The sequence below is a fragment of the Limibacter armeniacum genome, assembly GCF_036880985.1.
Taxonomy (GTDB): Bacteria; Bacteroidota; Bacteroidia; order Cytophagales; family Flammeovirgaceae; genus Limibacter; species Limibacter armeniacum.
The window spans coordinates 2,109,927-2,124,224 of record NZ_JBAJNO010000009.1 but is presented as its reverse complement, the minus strand read 5'-3'; the positions used below and the strand labels follow the sequence as shown (position 1 = coordinate 2,124,224).

Below are 14,298 nucleotides of genomic sequence, written 5' to 3'. Positions count from 1 at the left end.
AGTGATGAATAGAATAATTGAATTTTGGTGTAAACTAACATTTCTCATTGCTGTATTGACAATTTCCTGCCCAATTTTTGGGCAGGATTTGTCTTTACGTGATGACATTACAACCGGCAAATTAAAAAATGGCTTTACTTATTATCTGGTACCGGAAGGAGAGCCAGGTAAAGTCAGAATAAGAATGGTAGCAAATGTAGGCTCTCAAGTAGAGACTTATGAGGAGCGTGGAGTAGCACATTTGCTGGAGCATATGATCTTCAAAGGCACTAAAAGCTTTCCGGGAGAAAAAAGCAAAGAGGCATTTGACCAATTGGGGTTGAGATTTGGAGGAGACTATAATGCGACAACTAATAGTACATTTACAAACTACAGGTTTCAAATCCCATCTAATAACAATGAACACTTGCGTCAAAATTTGTTTCTGTTAAAGGAAATGATGTTTGATATTCAGATGGAACAGGAAGCATTTGAGGTTGAGAAAAAGGTAGTCATTGAAGAGATTAACCGAGGAGAGACAAGTGATGCATCTCCTTATTTGATCAATACAGCTTTAGAAGGGCATAATGGAATAGGCACCATTGCGGATATTGAGAACAAGACATTAAAGGGGGTTCAGGATTTTTACGACAAATATTATACACCTGACCAACTAGCTTTGATTATTTATGGTGATGTAGATCCGAAAATTGCTAAGAAATATATCAAGAAGATTTACGGAAAGGTAGCGCCTGCTGCTCACCCACTAGACCCTGAGACAAAGTACATCGATCTAACAAAACAGACGGTTGTATCAGGTCAGTATGAGTTGTCAAGAAACCACAAACCTACGCTAGTGTTGGCATTTAAGGAAAGAGAAGGTGAAAAGGGTACTTATGCGGCATTCAAAAAAGAGTTGGTGGATAATATCTTTTGCTCTATTCTGGAACACCGCTTGAAGAATACAGAGAAGAAACTATCCAGAACAACGATCTCTACTAGCACACTGGTACCGGGTAATAATCTCTATAACCTGAGGTTGCAGGCAGATAAGATGAGCTATAGCGAGATGCTAGAAGCTTTCTGTCAGGTAGTGGCTCAAGCAAGAAAAGGCGGTTTTGATCAGAGAGAGATTGATTTTTATGTCAACCTGAGACTTTCCAGATTTGAAGAAGCTATCAATAGAAAGGAGCGTGTTTCTATTGATGCATTACAAAATGCTTTCCTGAAGGGAGAGCCTTTACAGACGCCAAAAGCAGCGTATGAATTGATGGCAAAGGTAGGTAACGCATTGAAACCAGCGGATTTTACTGAATTGCTCTCCACATTTACGACTTATCCGAAAACAATCCTTTTTGACGAGACACAAGACGCTTACACACCGAACTTTGACGAAGCATTGATCCTAGAAAAAATTGCTAAGATCAATGATTTGGATGTTGCTCCTTTTGAGTATGTAGAGCCAGTTCGCAAGTTTGCCAAAAGGCAGGTGGAAGTAGTACAGGCTGAGGTAAATATCGAGGATAGAAAAGCAGCAGCGATTGTTAAAAGAATACCATTGGGAGAAAACTTGTATCAGCTTAAGTATAAAAATGGAGCTTCCGTAGTGGTTTATAACTCTCCAATAGCTCCAACCATGATTAAGTTGATGGGCAAAGATGGTTTGAATACGATTCCTAAAGAAGACAGGGCTTTATTTTCAAAGACGTATAAGTATCTGACTGGTAGTTTCGGTACTTATTCAAATTCAGAAGCTTATACATTGAGGAAACAACTGATGGTCAAGGATGATGAGAGCGTTTCTGCTTATGGCTATGAGTTTGCCTTAACTGGAAAGCCGGAAAGTGCCGTTCAGATGATCCAGCTGTTTAACCTTTACCTGACTGCATCACAACAAGAAGAAACAAATGCATTCCTAAAATCAGCGGACAGACAACTTAGTAAAACTTCCCATGTAGATGCTTATGAACCTTTTAAGGAGATGGTTACGATGCAGGGCATAGAAACAGAGGAGGTGAATGCAAAATTGGATGAAGCAGTAATGAATAGACTGTTCTCTTATAATGAGCAGCTGAAAAAGAACATTGGCAACGCTATTATTTATGTAAGTGGTGATCTTCCGGAGAATATTGATGAGCTGATCTCTAAATATATTGGTACAATCAAAGGTGAAAAACCTCAACGTTTTGAGGAACAGGTAGCTAATGATGTGATTCATCCTAAAGGAATTATTAAGAAAGATTTCCCTTGGGGAAAGGATATCTGTCTTGTTGATTATCTGTTTAATAAAACCTCAGCACAAGCCTTGAGCTTTAAAGAGGATATGGTAAACAAAGTGCTGAAGCAGTACGCATGGGAGAAGTTACTCGAAATCATTCGTAAAAAATATGGTTTGGTATATGCCATGGGTAGCACTTCAGAGACTACTACTTATCCTACCAATTTCCAGTATACCAGTATCCGTTATATGATTGATGAAAAAAACATTATCAAAGCACATAACATTATGGTTGAAGAGGTGCTGGGACCAATGAGCAGAGGGGAGATCAGTGATAAGGACGTGGAGAAACTCAAGGCGATGATGGAAAGCCTTTACCTTATGTCTTTTTATGATACTAAAAGATTAGAAGGCGAATACTTACAGCAAGGATTGAAATACGGAAAACTCTTAACGAGAGCGGAAATAAAGGAAACCATTCAGAGTATTTCAGCTGATGAATTCAGAGCATTTATGAAGGAGATGATCGACCTTGATCATTATTTCTTGTTGATTAAAAAACCAAATATAAACAACTAGCATTAAGCTAGTTTTCAAAAGAAAAAGACTACAATGAAATTTATTGTAGTCTTTTTTGTCACTCCCTTTTGCTTTTTCTGCGTCTTGAAGTTAGAAAGGCGATTTTGATTGCATTTCGTGAATATTATTTGATCTCATATAAAGGTATTCTAAACTATCGGATTGGTTGTTTTTCGTTCTGATTGGGATAGAAATAAAGCTTTTGGTAATACCTTATTCTTCGAAACTGATGAATAAAACAAGGGTGTCAGCAAGTTGGGATGCTTAGGTATTACTTCTTTCAAAGAGTGATTTTTAGGATGCTTTATGGTCTTCTACTAATGTCAAGTTTATTTAAACTACAAATTTTTATGATGAAGAGAGTATTGGTATTCATATGTCTATTCATATGCATACAGAGCACTGTGCATGCTCAAGGAATCCACTTCGAAAAGATTTCATTGGAAGATGCGATGGCTAAAGCGAAAGCTGAAAACAAGCTTGTATTTATTGACTTTTATACGGTTTGGTGTGGCCCATGTAAAATATTAGCGAAACAAGTTTTCCCACTTGAGTCTGTAGGAAAACTCTACAATAGAGAGTTTGTAAGCATCAAGCTGGATGCTGAAAAAGAGGGAAAAGCTGCGGCAAAGAAATATGATGTATACAGCTATCCAACTTTGTTGTTTGTAGATGGTGATGGTAAGGCTGTTTACAAGGATACAGGAAGTATGGGAGTTGATGATTTTATTGCTTTGGGTAAAAAAGCAGTAGAGTCTGTAAACAGCGAGTACAGCTTGGAGAAATTGCAGGCACTATATCCTGAAAAGCAAAATGATGAGCGTTTCCTGAAAGTTTACTTCAAAAAAATGATTGAGTACGGACAAGACCCTTCTGATGGTATTGAGAAGTGGCTGGCAGTCCAAACAGAAATCAAGGAGAACGATGTGGACATGATGGAGTTCCTGATGAATAACAGAAAGCACTTGCTAGTAGCTGGGAAAGCAGAGGAAATCCTTGATGCTAATATGGAGGAGTACATGGACATCGCAACCAAAAGCGAAGAGAGAATTCTACGCTATATGAAGGGTATAATGGCTAAAAATACACGTGATAAAGCCGTTGAGGACAAAGACGCTGAACTGATGGGGGTGTTTTTGGAGAACTGGAAAAAGTTACCTAGTAATCTGAAAAAAGAGGAGAACCTAATCGACCATGAACTGACTTATCTTGTATTGGCTAAAGATTACAAAGCCTATAAAGCTAAGGCAGTTGAGCATATCGAAAGCCTTATCTCAGCAAAGTCGATTGAAGAGATTCAGAAATCGGACAAAGAGACGTATGAGAAATACAAGGCGAGTTATGAAGCACACCCTACTGCTATGGGTGCCATAAACTTGAAAATATATGAAGAAGGAGTAGAAGCGATTGCGATCATCAAAGAGATCTGTAAAAGAGGACAGCAATACCTATTTATGGTAGAGGGTAAAAAGGATTATAAGGTATTGCAAGGCTGGGTCAAATATGGTAATGAGTTAAGTGCCAATCATTATTTATTGTTGAATCTGGAAGCACAGATCCTAGTGAAAAGAGGCAAAATGGATGAGGCAATTGAGATGAAGAAAGCAGCATTAGAAAAATGGCCATCATCAGATAAAAAACGCCCTACGATTGAGTATGAGCTAGAGCAAATGATCAAAAAACAAGCTTAAGGATTTTAAGAAAATACGATAAATAATGAAAAAGATATATAGCACTATTTCTATGCTTCTGTTGCCAATCATGTTGATGGCACAAGGAATAGAATTTGAAAAAGGTACTCTTAAGGAAGCTTTGGAAAAAGCAAAGCAGGAGAATAAGCTACTGTTTATTGATGGGTATGCTGTTTGGTGTGGGCCATGTAAAAAAATGGACAAAACAGTTTTTAAGGAGGCAGAGGTAGGAGCCTATTTCAAGGAGAACCTTGTAGCCTTGAAAGTGGATGTAGAAAAAGGAGAAGGACCTGCCATTAAAGAAAAATATGAAATACATGGTTTGCCAGGCTATGTGTTTATTGATGGCGAAGGAGAAGTCGTCTACCGTCTTTCAGGTTTTATGCCAACAGAAAAATTTCTGGAAGAAGTGAAGTTGGCAGTTAAATACTTTAAGGATCCTCAGAGTGTAGGTAGACTGGCTGGACAGTATGAGAAAAAGAAAGAGGATGAGGGCTTCTTGAAATTGTACTTAGACAAGTTGAAAGCTAGTAACATGACAGGTTATTCAGAGATACTGGAGCAATACCTGCGTGTACAGAAGAGTCATAAAGAATCTAGTAAGGAAATGGTACTGCTTTTGGCTGATCACCATAAGGAAATCGTGATAGGTGGAGAAGCTTATCAGATCTATTTGGACAATATGGGTACAGATGAGTGGAAGAAATATGTGCGAAAGGATATTCGTGAAATATATCTGAACCTACCTAAAATGGCTATTAATCAGACAACAGAGTATGCGATCAGTAAGAAAGATACTACTTATCTGGAGTTGGCTCTGGAAGAGGCTGTGCGTATAGGACAAAAAGTGGGCAAAGCTCAACGTGATAGAGTATACACCTATTATTACTTGAATGCCAAGCTAGGTGAAAAGTACAAAGCAATGGTTTATGGAGGCAATGATGCCTTTGTAAAATCTTTGGATGTTGAAAAGCTGCGTGCCAACTACATAGATGTTACAACAAGACAGCAACAAGGAGATAAGGATGTGATGGGTGTTAGACCTTTTTCAGTAGGTAAAAGCCAACAGATCTCAGGAATGGTAAAAGCCTATGCAGAATTTGCTACCACTGAAAAGGATAAAGAGGATGTGCTGAGATGGATGGAGGTAGCCTATTATATTACGCCGGGTACTTATCTGACAATGAGTGACTACGCTAATATCCTATACATGTTTGGAGATAATAAGGAAGAAGCGCTGAAAATCAAATCAGAAGCTTACGAACTGGCAGTGAAAGAACACTATAAAAGAGTGGATACTATCAAGGCTGAGTTGGAAGCTATGAAAGAGGGAGAAGAAATAACCTTGTAAAAATATATTTCTAGTTGATTCAAATTCATATCAAAATTAAAAATCAAGGGGTAAGGATGAGAGATGATCTCATTAAATTTATGTGTGCCGTACTCAAATAGTTCTATTTCTTTATCCTTCCCTTGTGTTACCATTTAAATACTTATGCAAAAATTTTTTTTGATAGCGATGGCTCTGGTTGTATCGACGGGGTTGTCATTTGGGCAGAAAAAATACACTGACCTTTCACAGGAAGTACCATTTGATAAGGAGTTCAGAAAGGGCGTACTTCCTAATGGCTTAACATACTATATCAGACACAATGAAACGCCTAAAGGAAGGGCTAGTTTCTACATTTACCAGAATGTAGGCGCAGTGCTGGAGAAAGATGAGCAAGATGGTTTAGCGCACTTTTTGGAGCATATGGCTTTTAATGGAACGACCACTTTTCCTAATAACACGATGCTTGACATGCTGGAGCGTCATGGTGTAAAGTTTGGTAAGGATGTAAATGCTTATACTTCACTGAATGAGACTGTATATAACATTAGCCGTGTGCCAACTGCCAATGATATGGTTGTGGATTCTTGTATCATGATTCTGCGCGACTGGTGTAATGAGTTGTCGTTGGATGTTGATGAGATTGATGCAGAGCGTGGTGTAATCCATGAAGAGTGGAGAACAAGACAAAACGCTGGTAGAAGAATTCAGGCTCAGTTGGCGGAAGCTCGTTACAATGGCGCTATTTACGCAAGAAGAGATGTACTAGGAAGCATGGATGTTGTAAGAACTTTCGATCCTCAGGTTTTGCGTGACTTCTACCATGACTGGTACCGTACAGACTTGCAGGCTGTTGCTGTAATTGGAGATATTGATGTAGATGCAGTAGAGAAGCGAGTGATTGAATTGTTCTCAGCTATTCCTGCGATTGAAAATCCTAAAGAGCGTGTGTATATAGAGATTCCTGATAATAAGGAGCCATTGTATGCAGTGGCAACGGAACAGGAAACGAAGAATGTCAATGTGACGCTGATGGTTCGTCATAAAAAAGAAGGGGAGAATAACACATTGGCTCATTTGAGAGAAAACTTTGTGAACAGCTTCTTCAATGCTTTGATGAATAGCCGCCTGAAGGAGCTGAAAGCAAAGGGAGATGCTCCTTTTATTGGAGGAAAAGTGACACTTAGTGGCATGGTTAAAAACTATGGCGCATTTACAGTAAGTGCATCTGCAAAGGAAGAGGAAATATCAGAAGCAGTTGAAGCGATCTATACAGAACTGTTGAGAGTACAAAGACATGGGTTTACAGAAGGCGAATTGAGCCGTCTAAAAACAAATACACTGGTTTCTTCAGAAAACAAGTACCTGAAAAGTGATAAGATCAATTCAGATTCATACGGTAATTCTCTGAAGCAAGTATTCCTGCATGGGTCGGTAATTCCTGACGCTAAGTTCAATTATGAGTTTACAAAGGAAATTGTACCAACAATTACTAAAGAAGAAGTATCAGCTGTGGCATCAAAATACCTGACTGATATTAACCGTGTGTATACAGTGATTGGCTCAAGTAAGGAAGGTACCAAACTACCTACTTTAGAAGAGATTGAAGCAATACTTGCCAAGGCTGAAGCCAAAGAAATTGAGCCTTATGTAGATAATGCTCCAAAGGATGACCAACTGTTGAGCACGACTCCTAAAGGAGGGAAAGTGGTAAGCGAGAAGAAACTGGAGACGTTTGACGCAGAAGAGTGGACTTTATCAAACGGAGCAAAGGTGGTTTACCGTTTTGCAGATTTCCAGAAAAACACGGTAGCGCTAAGTGCAACAAGTGAAGGTGGTTCATCTGTTTACGAATTGGAAGACCTTCCATCTGTTGGCGGTGTAACTGGATACATGAAGTCATTCGGCATTGGTAAGTTCAACCCATCAGACTACAAAAAGGTGATGACAGGAAACACAGCAAGCAGTGGTTTTTCTGTATCAAGCTTGTCTGAGACGGTATATGGTTCATCTACAACCAAGGATGTTGAAACAATGCTTCAGTTAGTGTATATGCGTTTTGAGGAGCCGCGTTTCGATAAGGAGAAGTTTGACCAGCAAATGGAAAAAAGCTACGAAGCTTTGGAGACTAAGATAGAAACTGAAAAGTCTATCAAGCAGGATACACTTAGAGCTATTTTTAGAAATGGCAACCCACGTGTTTACGAGTTCAGTAAAGAATACCTAGATGCGATTACCTTCGAAAAACTGGAAAGAATCTACAGAGAGCGTTTCTCTGATGCCAGTGACTTTACTTTCTTTATTGTAGGTGACGTTAAGAAGGAAGTTTTGAAGCCACTTGTTGAAAAATACATTGGTGCTATCAAAGACCTGGACAAGGAAAAAGAGGCATGGGTTAAGAGAGATGAATATGAGCTGAAAGGCAAGAATGAGTATCGTATTGAGGTACCGATGGCATCACCTAAAGCATCAGTGATGCTTAAATTGACTGCTGATACCAAATACTCAAGAGAGAACATTATTTATCATGCAATCATAGGGTCTATCCTTGACTTGCGTTTTACAGAAAACATTAGAGAAAAGGAGAGTGGTACATATGGAGTTAGTGTAAAGCCAACATCTTCGAGACTCCCAGAGTCGAAAAATGTACTAAAAATCGGCTTTGATTGTGACCCTGAAAAGGCAGATTACCTGAAGTCACTGGTATATAAGGAGCTGAAAGAAATTCAGAAAAATGTAAGCGAAGCTGATCTGGAGAAGGTAGTCCTGAATATGAAAAAGAATGGGGAAAACCGTCAGGAAAGCAATGCTTACTGGATGAAGGCGCTATCAAAGTATTATGATACACAAGAGAATATCTTGGAGCCAGCATATTACGATGAAGTCATTGAAAATGTAACAACCAAAGATATCGAGAAAGCAGCCAAACGTTTCTTTAAGAAAGCTAATGTAATCGATATCGTCTTTGTTCCTGAGGAAGCAGGAGAAGAAGGTGTACAATAAATATTAGAGGTGGGAAGAAGTGAGTATAATCCTACTTTAAGGCATTGCGACGGTAACATCGCAATGCCTTTTTTATATGCTTCAATTTAAGCAAGAACTGAATTGGAATAGAGATTTTTTATTCTAACCCTTTCACATATTATGAGGTACTAAATGAAGCTGTTACCCTGATCAGCCCTTTTAGGGTTATGATATAATGAATGCTGTAAAATCCGGATTACCATCTGGAGCTAATATGGTTTGTTTCCTTTAGACCCGAACTTTGGTTGGTTATTTCAAGATGTCGCTCCTGACGGAGCTTTAAAAAAGATAACCGATGGCTTATAGCTACAAAGATTCAGCACCTACGGAACTAATAAAGTGAACAGCTCCATCGGAGCGAGACCTTTGTAGTACTTCTGTTTTTGTAAGGCAAGTGCCGTAGGTGCGGCACCTTCAGGGAGTCGAGTTATCATAACTTAATCTCAAGTCTATCAGAAACGGTGTCTGTTGTAAAAAAAATAATCCCAAAGAGGTTCTATAATAGTAGCCGTAGGCTTTAGCCTACGGCATAAGTAAATCCATTTATCTAACTCCAAAGGAGTTGAACCTATAAATCATTGAAGTGTTTAAAACATCCGATTTTAATGATACAGCTGCTTAAGGGGCAACATACCAGCTTAATTACCTTGTTATTCATTTCTTTAAAAGTCTGTTGAGACATATCTCTTTTTACTGCAACCTACCCAATAGTTCCTCCTCTCAGCTTTTTATAAAAGTTACTTTCTTATTCTTTTCGATTTAGGCTTTGTGATAAATATTGATGTTTGTAGACTTGTACAGTCTTTTGTCGTTGAGTATATGTTATAAAGGCATAGCAGTTTTTGTTTGTATGTCGTCACAGTTACAGCTGTTCGTATGTCATATTTTATGATTTGAAAATTGTTTAGGCAAAACAAAAAAGCCATTTACTCAAGAGTTTACCAAAGTGTAAAAACTGTATAAAGCTTGGGCTAATCAGGAGTATAGAGTAAGCGGAGAAAGGGCAGCATTTTTAGAGGTGAATTTTTTTAATGCAACAGTCAAAAAATATAAAATCAATGCAAAAAACCATTGTCTACTTGTTGACAGCTTTGCTGTTGGTTTCAGTTATAGCTTGCAAGGATAAGAAAGGAAACTGGGATTCGGAGAAAGAAGTAGAGACCAAGGTGAAGTCAGATAAGAATGACTTTTTGGTAACAATCCAGACAGATATGGGGGAAATGCACGCCATACTTTATCCACAAACACCACAACATCGTGAAAACTTTGTAAAGCTGGCTAGACAGGGATTTTTTGATGGACTGCTTTTCCATCGGGTCATTAAGGGTTTTATGATACAAGGAGGTGATCCAGAATCTCGAGATGCAGAAAGTGGCAGTTCTTTAGGAAATGGTGATATAGGATATTTGTTACCCGCTGAAATCACGCCTGAGTTACGACATGTAAAAGGAGCTTTGGCTGCAGCCCGAAAAGGGAATAATGTCAATCCTGAAAAGGAATCGAGTGCTTGTCAATTTTATATTACTGACGGGAACGTGTTGTCTGAAGCAGAATTGGAAGGGGTGTTGGTAAATCAGCACAAACTTTCTGAGTGTTTCAACAAGTTGCTTCAGATGGAGAAGTATGCTGACCTGCAATCAAAGGTTGCCTATATGCAGATGGAGCAAGACAGGAAAGGATATTATAAACTGATGATGGATTCAAAAGAGTTATGTGAAGAGGAGTTTGGTGTTGAGTTGGATAAACCTTTGGATCCGAAAACAAAAGCGGCATATACATCTATTGGCGGTGCTCCTGAGCTTGATGGAGAGTATACAGTATTTGGGCAGGTGATCGATGGGTTGGAAGTAATTGATAAAATTGCTGCTGCACGTACAAATAGGGCTAACCGTCCGATCAGTAATATAAAAATGGAAGTAAAGGTAGAAGAATTACCCAAATCGGAGATTGAAGAGAGGTATGGGTATCACTACTAAGATAAGAGGTGTTTAAAGAGTGTCTGTTTTCTTTGGAAAGCAGACTTTTTTTATGTGGCCAACAGAGAATGCAAAGAAACCTAAGTAGGAGGCATTTATACCAAATTAGACTTTTTCATTGATTATTGTCCTCTTAAAACATTGAAAACATAGGGACTTAACAATTATTTAATGCTAATAGTGAAACATTGTTCATTTTTTGGGAGTTAACGCACTGAGGAAACTTTCATGTTACTTTCGGTTTCCTTATGTTTGCAGGCAAAATAATTCAACCAAGTAATGATTATCACTGATTCACAAGAAAGAATATTAGAAAAAGCAACAGAGCTATTTATGAGGTTTGGTGTCAGAAGTGTCACCATGTCTGATATCGCAAAAGAGCTGGGAATGTCAAAGAAGACAATCTATCAGTACTATTCCGATAAAAATGCTTTGGTCAGAGCTTTTGCCAAAAACACATTGGAGTCTAATACTTGTATTGTCGATAATATCATTGATGAAGCGCAGGATGGTCTTTCCATGCTGTTTAGGCTTTCGGAGCATTTTAAGCAGATGTTGAAAAACATGAATCCTATTCTCTTTAATGATTTGCACAAGTATTACCCTGAAGTGTGGAAGCTTTATGAAGAGCATAAAGTTGAGCAGATGCAGGATAACCTTGTCAAGGCTATGGAAAGAGGGCAAGAACAGGGGCTGTTTTTGAAATATATTGATAAAAACATTTTAGCCAGAATGCGTACAGCACAGGTAGAAATGGGCTTTAATCCTTCAATTTTCCCACAAGATAAGTTTAGTACACTGGATGTTCAGATGGAACTGGCAGAGCACTTTATAAGGGGGATTTGTACAGAAAAAGGGATTAAGCTAATGGAAAAGTATAAAGCAGAGTTAAATAATCAATAATTATAAAACTAGATGAATAACAAACTTTTTACGCTTATCACAGCTTTCTTGCTGGCTATGGGAGCGTGTGTGTCAGCAAGTGCACAAGAGGCGGCTTCAGGTGGAGGCAATGCCTTTTCATTGCAGCAATGTATTGATTATGCAATGCATAATACAGTTGCAGTTCAGAATGCTGAAATTGATGCCAAGATTGCTGATGCAAAAGTGGCTGAAACAACAGGCTTAGGGTTACCTCAAGTAAATCTGGAGGCAAACTTTGTTGATAACCTAAAGATCAGAACTACATTTTTGCCAGCTCAGTTTTTTGACCCTGAAGCACCTGCAGGAGCACAGACACCTGTACAGTTTGGGGTGAAATACTCATCAGATGTTGCAGTGAATGTACAGCAATTGTTGTTTGATGGTACTTTCTTTATGGGTTTGAAAGCGGCAAAGACTTTTACTGAGCTTTCAAAAAAGCAGTTGACCCAAACCAAGATAGAGACAGTAGCAAATGTAACAAAGGCTTACTATACAGTGCTGATCAGCCGTGAAAGGCTGGAGATCCTTAAGGAAAACCATGATGCTATCGAGAAGATTTATAAGGAAACTAAAATGTTCTACGAAGCTGGTATGGTAGAGCAGATTGAAGTGGACCGTCTGGAAGTGGCATTAAATAATATCAAGGTACAAAAAGAAAATGCTGAGCAGTTGACTGTAGTCAGTGAGCAATTGCTGAAATACCAAATGGGTATGAAGCTGGACGAACAAATCGAGCTGTCAGAAAACCTTGAGGAAGCAGGTAAAGCGCTAGCAGCGTACAATGCTGAAAACACTAAGAATTTAAGAATTGAGCAATCAATCTTAGAGACAAGTATTGCGTTAAATGAATTGGAGCGTAAGGCCAAGTTCTCGGAGTACTATCCTAAGTTATACGCATTCGGTTCATACGGTTATACTGCCGGTGGCAACTCGATGAGTGATATGGGAGAGTGGTTCGACCTTGCAAATGTGGGTGTATCTTTCAAGATGCCAATCTTTAGTGGTATGATGAAGTCTAAGCAATTGGAACAAATCAAACTGGAAGGGCTGAAGCTCGAAAATACAAAAGTAGGTTTGGAGAAGCAGATCACTATTGAGCAGAAAAATGCGGAAATAGACTATGAAACCAACCTTAAGAACCTGCAAACTCAAAAACGTAATATGGAGGTAGCCAAGCATGTGCTTGATATTGCCAATATCAAATTCAAGGAAGGGGTAGGTTCTTCTTTGGAAGTGTCAAATGCGGAGAAAGATTATGTAACAGCAGCAGATAGCTATTACTCTTCTCTTTTCAATGCGATCACTGCCAAAGTGGATCTTGAAAAAGCCAATGGAACCTTGTCGGTGGACTAACTCCAGATACCTTATATATAAAGCTTTGAATTAGAACAACAGATTTAGAAATATCTCAAACCAATGAAAAATATAACAAATAGACTGGTTTTATTGGCAGCGGTTTCTGCCATGTTTACTGCTTGTGGCGGTGATGCGGCTTCTTTAGACGAGAAGAAACAGGTGCTTGAAGAAAAAAGAGAAGAGCTACTGACTCTTAAGGCAGAGATTGAAAAGCTTGAAACTGAAATTGCATCAGAGACAGATACTGATACAAAAGCTGGTTTGAAGAGAGTGACTTCAGTGACCGTTGCAGAAGGTACTTTTGCGCACTATGTAGATGTACCGGGTGAAGTTACTTCAGACAATAACGTATTGGTAGCACCAGAAACCAGTGGTGTATTGGTGAAAAAATACGTAAAGGAAGGACAGTTTGTCAGAAAAGGACAGACAGTAGCGACACTTGACGTAGAGGTAATGCGTAAGCAGTTAAATGAGGTGGAAACTTCTTTGGACCTTGCTCGCACATTATATGAGAAGCAGGAGCGTCTTTGGAAACAGAATATCGGCTCTGAAGTACAATACCTTCAGGCAAAAAATAACGTATCGTCATTGGAGGCTAAAGAAGCTAGCCTGAAATCACAGATCCGAAAGGGAGTGGTTACAGCACCAATTAGCGGTACAGTAGATGAGTTTTTCGCAAATGCTGGTGAGATGGCAGCTGCCGGACAACCACTGACAAGAATAGTCAACCTGGGTACTGTAGAGATCAATGCCGAGGTTTCTGAAGTATACAGCGGAACGATCAAGAAAGGTGATAAAGTATTGGTGACATTCCCAATGCTTAACCTTGAGAAGGAATTGACTGTAGATATGGTAGGTCAATATATCAATGATGTGAACCGTACTTTCAAAATCCGTATGAGAATGGATAACAGTAAGGACAACCTGAAGCCTAATACCATGGCAATGGTTCGTATCAAGGATTTTGAAAAAGCTGAATCTATTTCAGTACCGACACACTTGGTGCAAAATACACCAAACGGCAAGCAGTTTATGTACGTGATCAAGTCTGCCAATGGAAAGGATGTTGTTGAGAAAGTGGAAGTGGAAACTGGTAAATCCTACAACGGCATGACACTGGTGACAAAAGGACTTAACAAAGGTTCTATACTAGTGGACAAAGGTTACAGTGAGGTGATCAATGGTGAAGAGGTGTACATCGTAGCTGACAATTCTTAATTA

The 14,298-nt window shown here is 38.9% G+C and carries 8 protein-coding genes; all 8 read left to right on the top strand.

What is annotated here, in order from left to right:
- Positions 1 to 4: 4 nt before the first annotated feature.
- Complete coding sequence (locus V6R21_RS26665; RefSeq protein WP_334246562.1) at positions 5 to 2,776, top strand: M16 family metallopeptidase; 2,772 nt, start codon at positions 5 to 7, stop codon at positions 2,774 to 2,776.
- A 350-nt stretch (positions 2,777 to 3,126) separates the two neighbouring features.
- Complete coding sequence (locus tag V6R21_RS26660; RefSeq protein ID WP_334246561.1) at positions 3,127 to 4,467, top strand: thioredoxin family protein; 1,341 nt, start codon at positions 3,127 to 3,129, stop codon at positions 4,465 to 4,467.
- 25 nt (positions 4,468 to 4,492) lie between these two features.
- Positions 4,493 to 5,818, top strand: coding sequence for a thioredoxin family protein (locus tag V6R21_RS26655; RefSeq protein WP_334246560.1), 1,326 nt, complete (start codon positions 4,493 to 4,495; stop codon positions 5,816 to 5,818).
- A 144-nt stretch (positions 5,819 to 5,962) separates the two neighbouring features.
- Positions 5,963 to 8,800, top strand: coding sequence for a M16 family metallopeptidase (locus V6R21_RS26650; protein ID WP_334246559.1), 2,838 nt, complete (start codon positions 5,963 to 5,965; stop codon positions 8,798 to 8,800).
- A gap of 1,079 nt (positions 8,801 to 9,879) precedes the next feature.
- Positions 9,880 to 10,797: a peptidylprolyl isomerase gene (locus tag V6R21_RS26645; protein ID WP_334246558.1), complete on the top strand. Its 918-nt coding sequence runs from the start codon at positions 9,880 to 9,882 to the stop codon at positions 10,795 to 10,797.
- 279 nt (positions 10,798 to 11,076) lie between these two features.
- A complete protein-coding gene (locus tag V6R21_RS26640; RefSeq protein ID WP_334246557.1) occupies positions 11,077 to 11,700 on the top strand; it encodes a TetR/AcrR family transcriptional regulator in 624 nt (207 codons plus the stop codon).
- 12 nt (positions 11,701 to 11,712) lie between these two features.
- On the top strand, positions 11,713 to 13,074 hold the full coding sequence (locus V6R21_RS26635; protein ID WP_334246556.1) for a TolC family protein: 1,362 nt from the start codon (positions 11,713 to 11,715) through the stop codon (positions 13,072 to 13,074).
- Positions 13,075 to 13,137: 63 nt separating this feature from the next.
- Positions 13,138 to 14,295 (top strand): efflux RND transporter periplasmic adaptor subunit, encoded by a 1,158-nt coding sequence (locus V6R21_RS26630; protein WP_334246555.1) that lies wholly within the window; start codon positions 13,138 to 13,140, stop codon positions 14,293 to 14,295.
- Positions 14,296 to 14,298 lie beyond the last annotated feature (3 nt).

Coding starts and splice junctions, on each gene's coding strand:
- V6R21_RS26665 (WP_334246562.1), top strand. CDS start 5: ATGAATAGAATAATTGAATTTTGGTGTAAACTAACATTTCTCATTGCT.
- V6R21_RS26660 (WP_334246561.1), top strand. CDS start 3,127: ATGATGAAGAGAGTATTGGTATTCATATGTCTATTCATATGCATACAG.
- V6R21_RS26655 (WP_334246560.1), top strand. CDS start 4,493: ATGAAAAAGATATATAGCACTATTTCTATGCTTCTGTTGCCAATCATG.
- V6R21_RS26650 (WP_334246559.1), top strand. CDS start 5,963: ATGCAAAAATTTTTTTTGATAGCGATGGCTCTGGTTGTATCGACGGGG.
- V6R21_RS26645 (WP_334246558.1), top strand. CDS start 9,880: ATGCAAAAAACCATTGTCTACTTGTTGACAGCTTTGCTGTTGGTTTCA.
- V6R21_RS26640 (WP_334246557.1), top strand. CDS start 11,077: ATGATTATCACTGATTCACAAGAAAGAATATTAGAAAAAGCAACAGAG.
- V6R21_RS26635 (WP_334246556.1), top strand. CDS start 11,713: ATGAATAACAAACTTTTTACGCTTATCACAGCTTTCTTGCTGGCTATG.
- V6R21_RS26630 (WP_334246555.1), top strand. CDS start 13,138: ATGAAAAATATAACAAATAGACTGGTTTTATTGGCAGCGGTTTCTGCC.